Annotated in this window: 16 protein-coding genes; all 16 read right to left on the bottom strand. The window is 37.5% G+C overall.

Going from position 1 to position 17,342, the window contains the following annotated elements; translation table 11 throughout:
* Nucleotides 1-344: 344 nt before the first annotated feature.
* Nucleotides 345-1,667, bottom strand: a complete 1,323-nt coding sequence (locus tag G558_RS0110495; RefSeq protein WP_028830128.1) for a thymidine phosphorylase — start codon at nucleotides 1,665-1,667, stop codon at nucleotides 345-347.
* Nucleotide 1,668: 1 nt separating this feature from the next.
* A complete protein-coding gene (locus tag G558_RS0110490) occupies nucleotides 1,669-2,628 on the bottom strand; it encodes an ABC transporter permease (protein WP_028830127.1) in 960 nt (319 codons plus the stop codon).
* A complete protein-coding gene (locus tag G558_RS13075) occupies nucleotides 2,628-3,785 on the bottom strand; it encodes an ABC transporter permease (protein ID WP_051188649.1) in 1,158 nt (385 codons plus the stop codon). The genes G558_RS0110490 and G558_RS13075 overlap by 1 nt, the downstream gene beginning before the upstream one ends.
* The gene (locus tag G558_RS0110480) at nucleotides 3,778-5,307 is read right to left on the bottom strand and encodes an ABC transporter ATP-binding protein (protein WP_028830126.1); all 1,530 of its coding nucleotides are present in this window, start codon (nucleotides 5,305-5,307) and stop codon (nucleotides 3,778-3,780) included. Before G558_RS0110480 ends, G558_RS13075 begins: the two co-directional genes overlap by 8 nt.
* A 222-nt stretch (nucleotides 5,308-5,529) precedes the next feature.
* Nucleotides 5,530-6,618, bottom strand: a complete 1,089-nt coding sequence (locus tag G558_RS0110475) for a BMP family lipoprotein (protein ID WP_028830125.1) — start codon at nucleotides 6,616-6,618, stop codon at nucleotides 5,530-5,532.
* A 120-nt stretch (nucleotides 6,619-6,738) separates the two neighbouring features.
* Nucleotides 6,739-7,164 (bottom strand): cytidine deaminase, encoded by a 426-nt coding sequence (locus G558_RS0110470; RefSeq protein WP_028830124.1) that lies wholly within the window; start codon nucleotides 7,162-7,164, stop codon nucleotides 6,739-6,741.
* 32 nt (nucleotides 7,165-7,196) lie between these two features.
* On the bottom strand, nucleotides 7,197-7,904 hold the full coding sequence (gene deoD, locus G558_RS0110465) for a purine-nucleoside phosphorylase (RefSeq protein WP_028830123.1): 708 nt from the start codon (nucleotides 7,902-7,904) through the stop codon (nucleotides 7,197-7,199).
* Nucleotides 7,905-7,955: 51 nt separating this feature from the next.
* Nucleotides 7,956-8,627 (bottom strand): deoxyribose-phosphate aldolase, encoded by a 672-nt coding sequence (deoC, locus tag G558_RS0110460; RefSeq protein WP_028830122.1) that lies wholly within the window; start codon nucleotides 8,625-8,627, stop codon nucleotides 7,956-7,958.
* 168 nt (nucleotides 8,628-8,795) lie between these two features.
* Nucleotides 8,796-9,203: a DUF3842 family protein gene (locus tag G558_RS0110455; RefSeq protein WP_028830121.1), complete on the bottom strand. Its 408-nt coding sequence runs from the start codon at nucleotides 9,201-9,203 to the stop codon at nucleotides 8,796-8,798.
* Nucleotides 9,204-9,377: 174 nt separating this feature from the next.
* Entirely contained in the window at nucleotides 9,378-11,087 is a 1,710-nt protein-coding gene (locus tag G558_RS13070) for a methyl-accepting chemotaxis protein (protein ID WP_051188648.1), read from the bottom strand.
* A gap of 272 nt (nucleotides 11,088-11,359) precedes the next feature.
* A complete protein-coding gene (locus G558_RS0110445; RefSeq protein WP_028830120.1) occupies nucleotides 11,360-11,971 on the bottom strand; it encodes a helix-turn-helix domain-containing protein in 612 nt (203 codons plus the stop codon).
* A 105-nt stretch (nucleotides 11,972-12,076) separates the two neighbouring features.
* The gene (gene proC, locus G558_RS0110440) at nucleotides 12,077-12,877 is read right to left on the bottom strand and encodes a pyrroline-5-carboxylate reductase (protein ID WP_028830119.1); all 801 of its coding nucleotides are present in this window, start codon (nucleotides 12,875-12,877) and stop codon (nucleotides 12,077-12,079) included.
* Nucleotides 12,878-12,972: 95 nt separating this feature from the next.
* Nucleotides 12,973-15,345, bottom strand: coding sequence for a trans-4-hydroxy-L-proline dehydratase (hypD, locus tag G558_RS0110435; protein WP_028830118.1), 2,373 nt, complete (start codon nucleotides 15,343-15,345; stop codon nucleotides 12,973-12,975).
* A 5-nt stretch (nucleotides 15,346-15,350) separates the two neighbouring features.
* Nucleotides 15,351-16,253 carry a trans-4-hydroxy-L-proline dehydratase activase gene (locus G558_RS0110430; RefSeq protein WP_028830117.1) on the bottom strand — a complete coding sequence of 301 codons (903 nt, stop codon included), beginning with the start codon at nucleotides 16,251-16,253 and terminating at the stop codon, nucleotides 15,351-15,353.
* An 11-nt stretch (nucleotides 16,254-16,264) separates the two neighbouring features.
* Nucleotides 16,265-16,546, bottom strand: coding sequence for a pyrimidine/purine nucleoside phosphorylase (gene ppnP, locus G558_RS0110425; protein ID WP_036931916.1), 282 nt, complete (start codon nucleotides 16,544-16,546; stop codon nucleotides 16,265-16,267).
* 191 nt (nucleotides 16,547-16,737) lie between these two features.
* Nucleotides 16,738-17,342, bottom strand: a 605-nt coding sequence (locus tag G558_RS0110420) for an EF-Tu C-terminal domain-related protein (RefSeq protein ID WP_028830115.1), incomplete at its 5' end; no start/stop codon positions are given.

Here is a 17,342-nt window from a genome sequence, read left to right as displayed (position 1 = left end):
AAATAACATAATAGGGTTATAGCCTTTTCTTCCCTTGTTTGAGTATCTAGCCAGTAAGCTAGAAAAATCGAAATCCTCCAATACATTTATTAGGGTATAGACTGGATCGTCAGCAGGTAAACCTATTGTGTAAAGATTAAAATTAATAACCTGTTGTCCTTTTTCAAAAAATTGGTTATAATATTGTTTCATGGGCAGTTATATTATAAAATATAACGGGAAAAGATGGCAATATATTTTGTCATTTTTTTTTGCTTTTTTTTGCATTAAAAAAAGCGAACTAGTCGCTTTTTTCTTTGGGGGCTATTTCCCGACAGCCCCTTTTTAGTTTGTTGTAAGATAATTTAATATATAGTTTTTGTGTGTTTGTCTACTCTCGCCATAACCTGAAGTCTTTTTTCAGGTTTTACGTCTCCAATTACAATCGCTTCAAGATACAGTTTTTCTGCTTCTTTTAGAGATTTCTCGTTGTTAGTCAATAGAACGGCTATGGTCTGGCCTTCCTCCACGCAGTCACCAATCTTGGCTTTTATTTTGAGTCCTGCTGCAAAATCTATTACAGAGTCCATAGTTTTTCTTCCTGCCCCAAGCACTACTGCCGAGGTCCCGCATTTTTCAGTATCCATATCCACAATGTATCCACTTTTTAAAGCTTTTACCTCATGTGTATATCTTGCTTTTTCAAACTTAGATGTATCTGTGACATATGACGAATCTCCGCCTTGTCCCTCCACCATCTCTACAAATTTATCAAAGGCTTTTCCTGTCTTTATGGAATTTTCTGCCAAGTTTCTGCACTCATCAAGCGATCCCATTCCTGCAAGATGAAGCATCTCAGCTGAAAGTTCTATACATTCATGTCTAAGGTCCTCTGGTCCATGGCCTCTCATTACATCAATAGCCTCCATTACTTCAAGGATATTACCTACATTTTCTCCAAGAGGTACATCCATGTCGGTCACAAGCGCCGTACATCTTCTACCGGCATTTTCTGCAATGTTTACCATAATACTTGCAAGCTCAACTGCACTTTCTATGTCTTTCATGAAAGCTCCCGAACCACACTTAACATCCAGGAGTATGCAGTCAGATCCCGCTGCAAGTTTTTTACTCATTATACTCGAGGCAATGAGCGGAATTTTGTCTATAGTAGCCGTAACGTCTCTAAGAGCGTAGAGCTTTTTATCTGCCGGAGCAAGATTTCCCGATTGTCCTATAACCGATATTCCTGTCTTATTAACAATATCAAAAAATTCTTCCATTGTGAAACTGGTCTTTAGGCCAGGTATTGATTCGAGCTTATCTACAGTTCCTCCTGTATGACCCAGACCTCTTCCTGACATTTTTGCAATTTTGGGCCCGCAAGAAGCTACTATAGGGGTTATAACAAGTGTTGTTTTGTCCCCAACCCCTCCTGTGGAGTGCTTGTCTACTTTAATTCCTGAAATTGGTGAAAGATCTACCATATCTCCAGAATGCGCCATAGCCAGAGTCAGTTCTGTGGTTTCTTCTATATTCATATCCATGAAGAATATAGCCATAAGGAGTGCCGCTGCCTGATAGTCTGGGATTTCATCATTTGCATAACCCTTTACGAAGAATTTTATTTCTTCTTTTGTAAGATGTTGGCCCTGCCTTTTTTTATGAATAATATCATACATTCTCATATTATCTTGCTCCCTTATCGTAAGGTTCTCCCGAAGCTTTTGGTGCTGCAGATTTATCAGACGTAAATGCCAGAAGTATAAGAGTCGCAACATAAGGTATCATCTTGTATATATTGTCTGGTACTCCTGAATTTGCAAGGAAGGGTACAATCGCATACGTAGATGCTATTGTTTTTGCCGTTCCAAAGAAAAACGCTGCAACCAATATCTTCATAGGTCTCCACTGTCCAAATATAAGAACCGCAAGTGCGAGGAATCCGTATCCTGCAACATCTGCATTAAAGTTTATAGATGTTGGGATAACAAATACCAGCCCTCCAATTCCTCCGAGTATACCTGAAATAAAAACTCCTGCATAACGAATCCTGTAAACATTAATTCCTACCGAGTCAGCCGCACCCGGATGTTCTCCACAAGCTCTCAGCCTGAGTCCGAATCTTGTCTTGTTTATAACAAATGTCGATACTACAAGTATGAGTATTCCAATATAGGTCGTTATATAAGTGTTTTGAAAGAACATAGGTCCTAATACGGGTATGCTCCCAAGTACAGGAACCGATGATATCCTGAACTGGTTGGTAAATTGTACCTGCTGAAGCCCTTGTATCATACGCGCTGTGTATATGGCAAATGCCGGAGCGAACATATTAAGGGCCGTACCACTTATAACCTGGTTTGCGCTCATATTTATGGCTGCATAGGCATGAAGCAGGGAATAGAGTCCGCCCGCAAGAGCTGCAACCAGTATTGCTGTAAGCAAGAGCGGCTGACCACTCATGGCTCCTGTTTTTTGCATAATATTTATAAAGAAAATACTTGAAAATGCTCCAATTACCATTATACCTTCAAGTGCTATATTTACTACTCCGGCCCTCTCACTAAACATGCCTCCAAGAGCCACTATTAAAAGAGGTATCGAGAAAAACATGGTCTGCTGGAATAAAAAGAATACTATACTCATTATATTTTCTCCTCCTCTCCTGATTTGTCTGCGATTTCAGCCTCGCCGTTGACATTAGGCCGGTTGTCACCCGAATGTTTTTTCCTTTTATTTTCAATAAGTCTTCGAAATACCAGTGCAAATGCACTGAAGTATACTATAGATGCTGTTATTATCGTTATTATTTCTGGAACAAAGTTGTAAAGTTGAAGATAAAACCCACCCTGATTTATATAGGCTATAAAGAGAGCTGCCAGAAGTATCCCTATTGGATTAGACATTCCCAGCAAAGCCACCGGTATGCCGTTAAAACCTTCTGCGGGAAGCACATCAATGACTTCAAGGTGTTTGCCTGCTCCAGCAAGAAGCAGAAGTGCCCCTCCAAGGCCTGCAAGTGCCCCCGATATTATCATAGACATTACTATGCTCTTTTTTTCATTAATACCTGCATAACGACTTGCTTCTCTGTTATGTCCACATGCTTTTAGCTCATATCCAAAAGTAGTCTTGTTCAATACTATATAGATAACTACTACTGCAATAAGTGCAACAAATATTCCGCCGTTAACACTGGAATTTCCATATAAATTATCCAGACCCATCTTTGGAATTATAGCTCCTTTAGATGGGGTTCTTGACTGATTTCTTAGAGTATCAAAAATTGCTGAATCACCTTTTACAAGCATATTCACAAGATATATTCCTATATAGTTCATCATTATCGATGCTATTACCTCATGTACATTTCTGTAAGCCTTGAGTAATCCAGGTATAGCCCCCCACAGGGCTCCTCCCACCATGCCTGCAGCAATGGCTACTATCCAGTGAATAGAGGGTGGAATTGAAGTAAATTTTATTCCTACATAAACTGCAAAGTATGAACCAAGGACAAACTGGCCTGGGGCCCCTATATTAAATAGTCCCGTTTTAAATGCGAATCCAACCGAAAGTCCAGTGAGAATCAGAGGAGTCGCAAAATATAAAACATCGCCAAGACCCTTGGCTCCTCCTGTGAACCCACCCAGGAGTATAGTCATAAATCCTGGCAGGGCCTGACTTGGATGACTTATGAAAAGTATTAAAAATCCAAACAAGAGCCCTATGAGTATCGCTGAAAACGAGGACAGAAAGCTTTCAAAGGCGGGACCAAGTAAATAGTTCTTCAGTTTCTTATTCATTTATTTCCCTCCTTTTTGAGCCTGACATGTATAGCCCCAGTTCTTCTACTGTTACTTCTTCAGGTTTGAATTCTCCCACAAGCTCACCTTCATATATTACTATTATCCTGTCGCTCACATTCATAACTTCGTCAAGCTCCAGAGATACGAGAAGGACAGCCCTTCCTTCGTCTCTTTCTTTAACAAGCTGTTTGTGAATATATTCTATGGCTCCAACGTCTAGTCCTCTCGTAGGCTGAACCGCTACAAGCAGCATAGGATCTCTGTCAATTTCCCTTGCAATTATTGCTTTTTGCTGATTTCCGCCTGACATGCTTCTTGCAATTGAATCAGATCCCTGACCGCTTCTTACATCAAATTCTTCAATAAGCCTGTCAGAATACTTTTCTATTTCATCATTTTGAAGAAATCCATTCTTTTGAAATGGAGCTTTGAAATAAGTCTGAAGTATCATGTTTTCTGCAAGAGTGTAGTCAAGTACAAGTCCATGCTTGTGTCTGTCTTCTGGGATGTGGCCCATACCAGTGAGTGTTCTATTTCTTATAGATTCATTTTCTATATTCTTCCCACTTAGAATTATTTCTCCGCTGCTTGACTTCATAAGTCCAGTTATAGAATATACCAGCTCTGACTGACCATTTCCTTCTATCCCTGCAATGCTGAGTATTTCTCCTGATCTTACATTAAAACTGACATTATTAAGAAGACTTTTTTGTGATGTTTTTGATTTAACACTTAGATTTTTCACTTCAAGAATTACATCTCCAGGTTTTGACGGCGATTTTTCAACTTCAAAATCTACGTCCCTTCCAACCATCATCTTAGAAAGCTCTTCTTTAGAAGTTTGCGCAACTTCTACCGTACCTATATACTTTCCTTTTCTCAGCACGGTACATCTGTCTGCAGCTCTTTTTATTTCATTTAGCTTATGAGTTATAAAGATTATGCTCTTTCCTTCATTTATAAGGTTTTTCATAATATTGATCAGTTCATCTATTTCAGCTGCAGTAAGGACAGCCGTAGGCTCATCAAATATCAGTATCTCATTTTCCCTGTAGAGCATTTTCAGAATTTCTACCCTTTGCTGCATACCCACAGTTATATCTTCTATCTTAGAGTCCGGCTCTATAGAAAGATTATATCTTTCACTCAGTTCTACAACTTTTTTCCTGGCATCTCCCATCTTGAGTACCCCATGCTCAGTCGTTTCCATACCAAGAATAATGTTTTCAAGAACAGTGAAATTTTCTACAAGTTTAAAATGCTGATGGACCATTCCTATACCCAAATCATTTGCATCATTTGGATTTTTTATCTTTACTTCTTGCCCATCTTTTTTTATAATTCCTTTTTCCGGCTGGTAAAGTCCGAAAAGTACGCTCATAAGCGTTGATTTCCCTGCGCCATTCTCTCCAAGCAGTGCATGTATCTCACCTTTTTTTACCTGTAGAGTTATATTGTCATTTGCTATTATTCCGGGAAATTCTTTAGTTATATTTATCATTTCGATGCAATAACCCATATTATCTCCATTCCTTATAGTTCCATAAAATATTAGTTCAAATTTATTTCGGTAGGTATACTATGAATATTCCCATTTTTCAGTGTTTCTAAATGCAAAATATTTTTTATATGATTTCTGATTTTTCTGTTTGTTTATGAATTTGAAAAAAGGTGTGTATATTCCACACCTTTCCCCATTTGTAACTATATTACTTAGTGAAATCCTAAATAGATCTGTTTATTAAGCTATTTCTTCAACCTTTACAGCTGATACTGGTATATCTGACAGCTTAACTTCTTTTTCGCCGTCTTTGTCTTTCATCATTGATATTTCCCCAGCTACAAGTTTTGCGTATATTGCATCATAATCAGCTTGAGTGAAAACTTCAAATTTGCTTGTTTCCATTGGAAGTCCTACACCATCAACATCAGCTCCAAGAGTAGCACTTACTCCACCTGGGAATGAATCGCCGTAATATGCTGCTATAGCATCATACACTGACTGTCCAAGCATTTTCATAGCTGAAGTTATAACAGTTGCAGATTCTGGAGACTGGTCAACGTCAACTCCGATAACTTTTCCGTCAGAAGCTTCCGCAGCAGCCATAACTGAGTTTCCTACAGCTCCACCACATGCAAATATAACTTCTGTTCCACCCTGGTACCAAGAAGCAGCTTTTGACTGAACTTCTGGAGTAGCTTTGAAATCACCTGTGTAGTTGTACTTAACTTCAAGTCCTGTGATTCCCATCTCTTTTGCAGCATACTCAGCTCCTTGTACAAATCCGTATCCGAATCTTACAACTGCAGGAACTGCCATTCCGCCCATAAATCCAAGCTTTGTGTCTCCTTCTTTAACTGCAGCATATCCTGCAAGGAATCCAGCTTGCTCTTCAGCATAAAATACTGAATATACGTTATCATTTAACTTGAATTCAGTGTAAGTTCCATCTTGTGGAGTTCCATCAAGAAGTATGAACTTTACGTCTGGGTAAGTATCTTGTGCCTTAAATACTGCTGGCTCAAAAAGATATCCAGGTGTAACTATTACCTTTGCTCCTGCTTTTACAGCTAGGTCAATTGATGAAAGGTAAGCATCTGTAGTCTTTTCAGATGGCTGGTAGTACTTGTGAGTTATGTCGTTCTCTGTTGCATACTCAACAAGACCTTCCCAGGCACCCTGGTTAAATGATTTGTCATCGATTGTTCCAACGTCAGTTATCAGCGCAAGCTCATATGTATTTGAGCCACTGTCTGATCCGCCAGAACAGCCTGTAAGTACTGAAATTCCAAGTACCATTACAAGCATTAAACTTAGTAATTTTTTCATAATATCCTCCGATTTTTTGATAATATTAGTTACTACACAAATATTATCACATTTGTCATTAAAATAAAAGCTTTTTCCCGTTTTTTTTAGAATGTTCATTTAAGAAATGTACACTCCCATCTATTTGTTTTTCAATAGATTTTTTGGTGAAAATCCTTCAGGTAGCAGTTCATCCAATTTGTAAACTTTGTATTCTCTGGTATTTTTTGCCATGATGACCTCAAAAACATAAGGGTCGCAAAACTCCATCAAAACCTGTCTGCATACTCCACATGGGGATATTATCTCTGCAGGAGGTGCATCTTTGGGACCTCCGACTACTGCTATGGCCTTAAATTCTTTTTTGCCTTCACTTACAGCTTTAAAAACTGCAGTTCTTTCGGCACAGTTAGTAGGGCTGTATGCCGCATTTTCTATATTGCAGCCCCTGATTATCTCGCCACTGTCACACAAAAGCGCTGATCCTACCGAAAACTTTGAGTATGGTACATATGCTTTTTCTCTTGCACAAAGTGCTTCTGTTATCAGCTTTTCGTAATCTAGCATCACTCACCCTCCCTACAATATAATCAAATATATTACGCTATTTCAAGTGCAAGCTTCATCATCTGAGTAAAGGAATTTTGTCTTTCTTCTGCTGAGCTTGCCTCTCCTGTAAATGGACAATCTGAAATAGTGCATATGGCAAGTGCATTTTTTCCAGCTCTCATGGCATTCATATAAAGTGCTGCTGCTTCCATTTCTACAGCAAGAACTCCCATCCTCTGCCATTCCTTAAGTCTGGACATGTCATCATAAAATGTATCAGAAGAATAAAGATTTCCTACCTTATAGCTCAATCCCATTTCTTCAGCTAAATCTGTAGCTTTTTTGAGAAGTTCAAAACTTGCGATTGGCGCAAGATTTCCTGGCAAGCCATACTGTGATACATAATTTGAATTTGTACAAGCTCCCATGCCTATTGCTATATCCTTTATTTTAAGGTCTGGATGTATTGCTCCAGCCGAACCTATCCTTATAATATTTTTTACATCATAAAAATTATATAGTTCGTAAGAATATATACCTATCGATGGCATTCCCATTCCACTTGCCATAACGGACACTCTTTTACCTTTGTAATAACCTGTATATCCGTGTATTCCTCTTACATTGTTAACCAGTTCCGCATTTTCAAGGAATGTTTCTGCTATAAATTTAGCTCTCAGTGGATCGCCTGGCATTAGTACTGTCTCTGCAAAATCACCGTTTTTAGCAGTAATGTGGGGGGTTGGTATGTTACTCATATTTTCACCTCATATTTTCTAAAATATTTAAATAATATTAACAAATTAAATTTAGTAAGTTTCTTTTGAAACTTCCTCGTTTTTTACAATCTTTATTATCCTGCTGGTTCCCAGTCTGTCTGCACCAAGTTTTATAAAATCTTGTGCATCTTCCAGAGAGCTTATTCCACCTGCAGCTTTAATCTTTATATCTTTTCCCAGATATTTTTTAAAAATTATTATATCTTCTCTTTTTGCTCCAGATGTGCTAAAACCAGTAGAAGTCTTTATATAGTCGGCCTTTGCTCTTGTAACAAGATCACACATAACCACCATTTCTTCCTCAGTAAGCAGACATGTCTCTATTATAACTTTGAGTATCTTCTCTCCACAGGCTTCCTTAATTTTAATTATTTCCTCAAGTATAGCCTCATGATTTTTGTCTTTTAGATCCCCTATATTTATGACCATGTCAATCTCGTCAGCTCCATTTTTTATTGCATCCTTTGTTTCAAACACTTTTACCGGAGTTGTCATATAACCGTTTGGAAACCCTATTACCGTACATATTGCAAGTTTGTCACCAACATATTCCTTTGCTCTTTTTACAAAGGAAGGAGGGATGCAGGCACTTGCCGCCCCATATTTTATTGCATCATCGCAAATTTCTTTTATCTGTTCCCATGTTGACGTCTGCGCCAGCAAAGTATGGTCTACCCTGCAAAGTATCTCGTTAATATTCATCTCTAATGCTCCTTCTGATTCATAAACCTGTATTTCCAACCGATGTACCTGTCCAGGCAAAACAACCTGCAGAGACTACCTTCTAATATTACCAAAAAGTTCGTACTTTATCAAGTGAAATCGTTTGCCAATGTTCGTTTTTTTTACAAGCCATCCCATAAGTCAGAGTTAATGTAGGAATGTACTCAACTTTTCCATCATTTCTTCAATGTAAGCTCCAAAAGGCTTTTCTGAGATACCAATTATAGTGGCATGACATTTAGACATCGGTATAAGAAGTTTCTGAGCCTTACTCGAAGATACGGCCGATGCAAGCGAAGGACTTATTTCACCATGCATGGAATTTGCAAAGCATATACCTACAGGGCCTGCAATAATATCAGCCTCTCTGCAGTTGAAAATCACCGCATTTTCTCCGGTAGCACCTGCACTTGCTCCCGCTTTGAGCATTGTTGACGTAGCAAGAGAATTGGTCCCTACTGCAATTATTTCAACGTCTATATACTTTTTTCTTATATTTTCTATTATAGATTTCCCCATGCCTCCGCCTTGACCGTCTATTACAACTATCTTCATTGCTTTACCTCACTTTTTTGTTAATTTTCAGTGCTGTCTTTAATTATATCATAAATTATCTCATAATAATTTAATACCCATATTTATACCTGAAAACACAGCAAAATCTCCATTACAATACTGTCCTGGAGATTTTGCTCATAAATTTTATAGTTTCTATAACTAATTTAATATTTATTTCAATTTATATCTGCTTACCATGTCCTTAAGAGCCTGGGCCTGTCCTGCAAGTTCTTCGCTTGCTGCAGCACTTTGTTCTGATGTTGCTGAATTAGACTGTACCACATCAGAAACCTGGTTTATGGCAACATTGACTTGACTTATATTGTCAGCCTGCTCCTCTGATGCAAAGGCAATCTCTGCTACCACAACTGCTGCGCGGTCAACTTCTTGTATTATACTATAAAGAGCTTGTGCTGTTTCATTTGCTATCTGAGTACCTTCGTGTGTCTTTTTTACTGAAGCTTCTATCATTTCTGCTGTTTCTCTTGCTGATTTTGCCGATCTTTCGGCAAGATTTTTAACTTCTTCAGCAACAACTGCAAAACCTTTTCCATATTGTCCTGCCCTGGCAGCCTCAACAGCTGCATTAAGGGCCAGTATATTAGTCTGAAAAGCTATGTCTTCAATCACTTTTATGACTTTGGATATACTCTCTGAGGATAAATTAATTTCCTCCATAGACCTTAACATTTCCCCCATCTGAGTATTTCCTTTTTCTGCCCCATATTTTGCGTTTTCTGCAATTGCATTGGCTTTTTTTGCATTTTCAACGTTCATTACTGTTTTTTCAGATATTTCTTCAAGCGCTAGCGTAAGTCGTTCTATAGAACCTGCCTGTTCTGTAGCTCCCCGAGAAAGCACCGTACTTGAATCCGAAATCTGTCCCGCACCTGAAGCTAACTGCTCCGATGCCATGCTTATGCTTGAAAGCATATCATTGTTTGAATCTATCATGGAAACAAGTGCAATTCCAAGCACGTCATTCTCAGACCTGGGTATTATATGTGCTGTCAGATCTCCCTGGGCTATAAGGTTTGCGACGTGGGACTGTTCTTTTATACCTTCTATGATTTTTTTGAAAGAATCTACCAAACTCCTTATTTCGTCTTCATTTTCATATTCGATATCGGTTTCTGTATCTCCCACTGCAATCTTTTCCGCTGCATCTATTAATTTCTTCAGAGGTTCATTTATATTTTTCATGATTGTCTTTCTTATAAAAACAGCAAAAACAGTACCTGCTAATGCAAATAATATCGCTATCATTATAGAAGTCAGGAATACTTTGCTGGCTCTGTCGCTATCCCCTTCGGCATATTTTGAATTTAAATCTGTCAGCTCCTTAAGTCCCTCAGAAAGATTTGCATACTCATCACGACTCTCACCTCTAAGCCATCTTGTGGCTTCCAAAACTTTTTCCTGTCTTCTCAAAAGCACTGTCCTTGCACTATATTCAAGATATGTATTCCAATGAGTTTCAATATAGCCAATTGTATCTCTCTCATTTTGCGTTTTCATATATGACTTATAATCCTGAATATCCATATTTACCTGATTTTCGTGTTCCTTCATTAACTTCTCTGCATCATCCATCTGAGCCTGGTCCTCTGCAAGCACTATTCCACTTTCATAAATGCGATAATCTGAGATTCCAGAATTGATTTTATTTGCATATACTATTGCCGGTATTCTTCCTTCACTTATGGTTCTTGTAACCGTGTTCATGCTGTTGCCAGATACAACCGATATTACCGCCATCATTACAATTACTGAAGTCACCACCGAAAATCCAAAATAGATTTTTTTCTCAATAGAGACCTTACCAGGGTCCAAAATAACTTTTTTTCTTACTTTTTTCATTGCAATTTTTTTAATTTTCATTAATCCTCCTGATTTTTTAAATTAATACCAGCTTTTTCAATGTTATACTCAGTAAGTATTATATGTTTAATTATATGAAAAGGTCAAGTTTTAATTAAAATTTTTGCTTTATTTTACTAAAAATTTTTAGTTATCAACTATAACCTCTTATACTTTTTAATAAAAAAACACCTCGAGAATTATTGAACCGATCACAAAATTTAGATTTTGGGTCTAACTTTTTGCGATCAATCCATATTCCAAAGGTGTTTTTTTATGCTTATTTTTTGTTTCTATTTATTTTTCAAATCTGCACTTATCTTATCTGCTGTTTCACTGAAATAAGGGTTGGGTGAATTTACTGTGAGTATACGTACGATTTTGTTTGTATTATTCTCCCAGTTGTGAGGAGTGTGCGAATCCAGATAAATGCTGTCTTCAGGATACATCTCATAAGTTCTGTTCTTTATATGAATGGTAAGTACACCTTCAATTACATATATGAATTCCTGACCTTCATGTACGTAGTTTTCCGTTGCTTTTTCCCCATATTTCGAAGGAAGTATTTCATATATCCTTGGCAAAAAATCTACTTTTGTTACGTTTCTTACCAGATTAAACTGTATATACTTAGAATTTACAGAAGAAACCTCTCTGTCATAGTTCCTTATGAGCATTTCCTGACCAGAAGATGCAATTTTTTTATGAAAGAAAATATCCAGATCGACTTCAAGTATCTTTGCTATGATAATAAGCGAATCTACCGCTATAGTAGTCATGCCTCTTTCAAACTGAGAAAGAAATCCAGTCGATAACCCTGATTTGTCACTTAGTTCCTTTAAAGTAATCTTTTTTTCTTTTCTGAGTTTATTTACAATCAAACCTATATCTGTCATTTCATTCATAGCTATCATCTCCTTAAAATTGAATCGTTCCTTTATTATAACCGAATATCATCATTTTAACAATTTATTATGACAGGCTATGTTATATAATCTCATTTTATACTACTACATATTTGCAGATTTTTCTCCACATACTCTCATAGCTTCTATTACTGCTGTTCTGAATCCTTTTTCTTCAAGTACTGCAACTGCTTCTATAGTAGTTCCTCCTGGAGAACAAACCATATCTTTTAGTTCGCCCGGATGTTTTCCTGTTTCAAGTACCATCTTGGCACTTCCCATTACAGCCTGAGATGCAAATCTGTAAGCCTTGTCTCTTGACATCCCTTGAATAACTGCAGCATCAGCCATAGCTTCTATGAACATGAATACATAAGCAGGTGAAGATCCACTCACAGAAACTACTGCGTCAAAAAGTTTTTCCTCAATTTGCTCAACCAGACTGAATGTGCCTATAATTTCTTTCAACATTTCAAATTCTTCTTTATTAATTTCCGTATTTGGGCACACTGCTGTTACTCCAGCGCCTACAAGTGCAGGTGTATTGGGCATTGTTCTGAGTACTTTAACTTTTTTACCAAAATACTTCTCTATATTATCCAGAGTTTTTCCAGGGGCAATTGTTACTATTATAGTATTTTCACTAACTGCATCTTTAATTTCACTTATAACAGCCTCATACATATTAGGTTTTACGGCAAGAAATACTACATCCGATTGAGTTGCAATTTCTTTGTTATCCTGAGATATATTTATACCATATTTCTCTTTTGAACTCTCAAGTGAAGGCAGATATCCATCACTTGCTATTATATTTTCAGGGCTTACTATTTTAGATTCAATTATTCCACCTATCATAGCTTTTGCCATATTTCCACAACCAATAAATCCGATTTTTCTGCTCATTTTCTCTTCCTCTCGTTAACTGTTTCATATTATTTTATCATTATTAAGCACTTAAACCAAGGCAGAAATTCTGCCCTGGTAAGTTATATTAATATTTAGTTGAAAGTCTGATCCGTTCTTCCTATTATCTCATCTTGAAGTTCTCTGCTCAAGTTGTGGAAGTGGTCACTGTATCCAGCAACCCTTACAATAAGGTCCTTGTGGTCATCTGGATTCTTTTGCGCCTCTATAAGCGTTTCTTTGTCTATTACATTGAACTGAATGTGGTGACCGTCCATATTAAAATATGTTCTTACAAGGTTAGCCATCTGATCAAGTCCTGTTTCTCCTTCAACTACAGCTGGTGCAAACTTTTGATTTAAAAGTGTTCCTCCAGTTGAAAGATGATCCATTTTAGAACATGATTTTATAACCGCTGTAGGGCCTTTTGTATCAGCTCCTTTTTCTGGTGATATGCCTTCTGATACTGGCTTATGAGCTCGCCTTCCGTTTGGACTTGCAATCATTACTTCTCCAAAATAAACGTGACAGGTAGTAGGCAGCATGTTGATTCTGTACTGTCCGCCCTTCATGTTAGGTCTTCCAGTTACTGTATCATGGTAAAGATTGAATACGCTTTTCATTATATCATCCGCATAATCATCATCATTTCCGTATTTAGGAGTCTTGCTGGTTACAAGATTATGAATCTTTTCATGTCCTTCAAAGTCATTTTCAATAGCCTTCATCATTTCAGCCATAGTGAACTTCTGATTATCAAATACATTGTATTTTATAGCTGCAAGAGAGTCTGTAATAGTTCCTATACCAACACCTTGAATATAGTTTATATTATATCTCGCTCCACCTGCATTATAGTCTTTTCCATTTGTTATACAGTCATTTGTAACAAGTGACAGGAACGGAACTGGCATGTACTGCGCGTAAATGTTTTCTATTATGTTGTTTCCTTTTACCTTAATATCTATAAAGAATTCAACCTGCTTTTTGTATGCATTAAATAATTCTTCATATGTCTTGAAATCTCTTGGATCTCCAGTTTGAAGTCCCAGCTGCTGCTTTGAAACTACGTCATATCCGTTAGTAAGTGTAAGTTCTACTATCTTAGGAAGGTTCATGTATCCAGTCAGTATATATGCTTCGTTTCCAAAGGCACCAGTCTCAACACATCCACTTGTTCCGCCTTTTCTTGCGTCCTCCATAGTCTTTCCTGCATTAAGAAGTTCCTGAACTATTGCCTCTGTGTTATAAAATGCAGGCTGACCCCATCCTTTTCTTGATATCTCACAGGCTCTTTTCACAAAGCTGTTAGGAGTCTTTCTGCTTATCTGAACGTTTGAGCTTGGCTGAAGAAGTCTCATCTCGTCCATACAGTCGAGTATAAGATAACTTACTTCGTTAACGCCGTCGCTTCCGTCTGGCGCTATACCGCCTGTGTTTATATTTGCAAAATCAGTATATGTCGAGCTCTCTTTAAGTGTTATCCCTACTTTAGGTGGCGCAGGCTGGTTGTTGAATTTTATCCAAAGACACTCAAGAAGCTCAAGTGCTTTTTCATCATCCAGGCTTCCCTGCGCTGCATCCGTCTTGTAGAATGGATACAGATGCTGATCAAGTCTTCCCGGGCTGAACGCATCCCATGGATTAAGCTCTGTCGTAACACCTATGTGTACAAACCAGTACATCTGTATTGCCTGATAATAGTTTTGAGGCGGATTTGCAGGTACTATGTCACAGTTGTCAGCTATTGTAAGCAGTTCTTGTTTTCTTACTGGATTTTCTTCTTTTTGAGCCATTTCTCTGGCATACACACTGTATCTCTTTGCATATGCAATTATAGCATCACAGGCTATTTTCATAGCTTCAAGCTGATGTTTCTTTGAAAGTGCATCTTTATCTTTCATAAAATCAAGCTTGTCTATAGAATCCTGAGCTTCTTGCTTAAGCTGAAGGAAACCCTTTTTGTAAAATTTGTCTCCTCCTACAGTGTGTCCAGGTCCTCTTTGCTCCATGAACTCAGTAAATATTCCTGCTTCATAGCATCTTTTCCACTCTTCGCCTATGTTGCTCAGTATCTTATGTCTTAAAGATCTGTTCTCCCAATATGGTATTATTTCTTCCTTGTGAATTTCCATTGTCTTTTCATCTACTTTGAAGAAAATTCTGTCTCTTGAGTCCATTACTTCCATATCTTCTAAAGTATGACAGCAAAGCTCTGGGAATGTTGGAGATGCCTGAGGAGAATCCCCTTTTTCACCCACTATAAGCTCATCTTCGTTTATGCACAGCGTTCTGTTTTCCATGTAATATTTAAATGTAAGAGCTCTCAGTTCAGGTATAGACATACTTCCTTCATATTTTTTATATGCCTCTGTTACCAGTTTAGCTCTTTCAATGTCTATATGTGGAACCGCCTCCATGCTCTGTTTTCTTAGCTTTTTAATTCTATCGTTCATTCCTCTTTCCATTTGAATTAGCCTCCTATTTTAGCATTAAAATTATTTTTTTCAAATCTTAATCTTATCATTTCCATTCGTTCAGCATCTGGAGCTGTGTAATTATCTCCCTCGTATCTTATTCCCATTCTTTCGTACTTGCTTTTCCCAGTGTTGTGATAAGGAAGTAGATTAACCTTTTCTATCTTCAGATTGCTCAAAAAATCTATAACTTTTCCTATATGTTCGTCGTCAGCATTTATTCCTTCTACAAGAGGCATCCTTATGTTTATTTTCGCCCCTTTTTCGCTGAGTTTAGCAAGATTGCCTAAAACCAGCTCGTTCCCCTGTCCCGTAAGTTCTTTATGAAGCTCATTATCCATATGTTTTATATCATAAAGAAATGTATCTACATATGGCATTATCTTTTCAAAATTTTCAAAACTTGCATGCCCACAAGTATCAATATTTACGCGATAACCCATTCTATTACATTTTTTAAGTATGCCAAGTATGTAATTCATGTCTTGCGTCATCACTTCTCCCCCTGAAAGAGTGACTCCACCGTTTGACTGATCATAAAACATCTTGTCTTTTTCAATTTCTTTCATGATTTCATCCACAGTATATGCTTTTCCAGCTATTTCTCTTGCATTGTTAAGACATGCATCTGTACAACTTTCACAAAAGTTGCATCTGTCAGCAGACGTAGTAATTACGCCGCCCTTTATAGATATAGCATCCTGAGGGCATTTGCTTATGCAGTTTCCGCACTCAACGCATTTTTCTGCATTGTACATCACACCTTGTGTATATGCCTGACTTTCCGGATTATGACACCATTTACAATCCATGGGACAGCCCTTGAAAAATATGGTCGTCCTTATACCTTCACCGTCATGAATTGAATATTTCTGGATATTAAATACCAAATTTTTCATTTTACCACCCTTTATTCATATCTGCATGTATAAATAGTTTCCTCAGTAACCTTCACATTGAATTTTTCATTTGCCGCAACTGTAAACTGCTCATTTTTGCCTATAGTTTTCACTTCATTCCCGCCTGGCAGAAGCACTTCAAGCTTTCCACTCACGACTGTCATGAACTCCTTTTTTGATGTTGAAAACACAAAATCTCCCTTAGCCATTACCCCTACAGTTAGTTCTCCTTCTGAGTTGTTGCATCCTATTGATTTTACATTGCCATCAAAATACTCGTTTACTTTAATCATATTCATTCTCCTTTTATTTTTTCATTTTTATGAAACTTTACATCTTATACCTATATATTATTTCATTTTAATGAATTTGTCAATATGTTATCAATATATTTTGTTAAATTTTTTTCAAAAAAACTGCACATCCGACTAATGTCAGACATGCAGTATTGATATTGGTATTATTTTATTTAAGTTTTTGGAAATTAAGCTTGGATAGCAACAACTACACCTGATCCTACTGTTCTTCCGCCTTCTCTTATTGCGAATCTTAGTCCTTCTTCAACAGCGATTGGAGTGATAAGCTCAACCATCATGTTTATGTCGTCTCCTGGCATTACCATCTCTACTCCCTCTGGAAGTGTGATGTCACCTGTTACGTCTGTTGTTCTGAAGTAGAACTGTGGTCTGTAACCTTTAAAGAATGGAGTATGTCTTCCACCTTCTTCTTTTTTAAGAACGTATACTTGAGCTTCGAACTTTGTATGAGGCTTTATTGATCCTGGCTTCGCCATTACCTGTCCTCTTTCAATCTCGTCTCTTGCTACTCCTCTAAGAAGTGCTCCTATGTTGTCTCCTGCTTGCGCCTGATCAAGAAGCTTTCTGAACATCTCTACTCCTGTTACTATTACTTTTCTTGGAACTTCTGTAAGTCCAACTACTTCTACTTCGTCAGATACTTTAAGGATTCCTCTTTCAACTCTTCCTGTTGCAACTGTTCCTCTACCTGAGATTGAGAATACGTCCTCAACTGGCATAAGGAATGGCTTGTCTATTGCTCTTACTGGCTCTGGGATAAATGTGTCGATTG

The sequence above is a fragment of the Proteocatella sphenisci DSM 23131 genome (genome assembly GCF_000423525.1).
In the GTDB taxonomy this organism is placed as follows: Bacteria; Bacillota; Clostridia; order Peptostreptococcales; family Filifactoraceae; genus Proteocatella; species Proteocatella sphenisci.
Note: the sequence above shows the minus strand (reverse complement) of the source record. Positions and strands in the feature narration are given on the sequence as shown.

Excerpts from the sequence above, each read along its gene's own strand:
- hypD (WP_028830118.1), bottom strand. The coding sequence starts at position 15,345 with ATGGAAAGAGGAATGAACGATAGAATTAAAAAGCTAAGAAAACAGAGC.
- G558_RS13075 (WP_051188649.1), bottom strand. The coding sequence starts at position 3,785 with ATGAATAAGAAACTGAAGAACTATTTACTTGGTCCCGCCTTTGAAAGC.
- deoD (WP_028830123.1), bottom strand. The coding sequence starts at position 7,904 with ATGAGTAACATACCAACCCCCCACATTACTGCTAAAAACGGTGATTTT.
- G558_RS0110445 (WP_028830120.1), bottom strand. The coding sequence starts at position 11,971 with ATGAATGAAATGACAGATATAGGTTTGATTGTAAATAAACTCAGAAAA.
- G558_RS0110430 (WP_028830117.1), bottom strand. The coding sequence starts at position 16,253 with ATGAAAAATTTGGTATTTAATATCCAGAAATATTCAATTCATGACGGT.
- deoC (WP_028830122.1), bottom strand. The coding sequence starts at position 8,627 with ATGAATATTAACGAGATACTTTGCAGGGTAGACCATACTTTGCTGGCG.
- G558_RS0110495 (WP_028830128.1), bottom strand. The coding sequence starts at position 1,667 with ATGAGAATGTATGATATTATTCATAAAAAAAGGCAGGGCCAACATCTT.
- G558_RS0110480 (WP_028830126.1), bottom strand. The coding sequence starts at position 5,307 with ATGGGTTATTGCATCGAAATGATAAATATAACTAAAGAATTTCCCGGA.
- G558_RS0110470 (WP_028830124.1), bottom strand. The coding sequence starts at position 7,164 with ATGCTAGATTACGAAAAGCTGATAACAGAAGCACTTTGTGCAAGAGAA.
- G558_RS0110455 (WP_028830121.1), bottom strand. The coding sequence starts at position 9,203 with ATGAAGATAGTTGTAATAGACGGTCAAGGCGGAGGCATGGGGAAATCT.
- ppnP (WP_036931916.1), bottom strand. The coding sequence starts at position 16,546 with ATGATTAAAGTAAACGAGTATTTTGATGGCAATGTAAAATCAATAGGA.
- G558_RS13070 (WP_051188648.1), bottom strand. The coding sequence starts at position 11,087 with ATGAAAATTAAAAAAATTGCAATGAAAAAAGTAAGAAAAAAAGTTATT.
- G558_RS0110475 (WP_028830125.1), bottom strand. The coding sequence starts at position 6,618 with ATGAAAAAATTACTAAGTTTAATGCTTGTAATGGTACTTGGAATTTCA.
- proC (WP_028830119.1), bottom strand. The coding sequence starts at position 12,877 with ATGAGCAGAAAAATCGGATTTATTGGTTGTGGAAATATGGCAAAAGCT.
- G558_RS0110490 (WP_028830127.1), bottom strand. The coding sequence starts at position 2,628 with ATGAGTATAGTATTCTTTTTATTCCAGCAGACCATGTTTTTCTCGATA.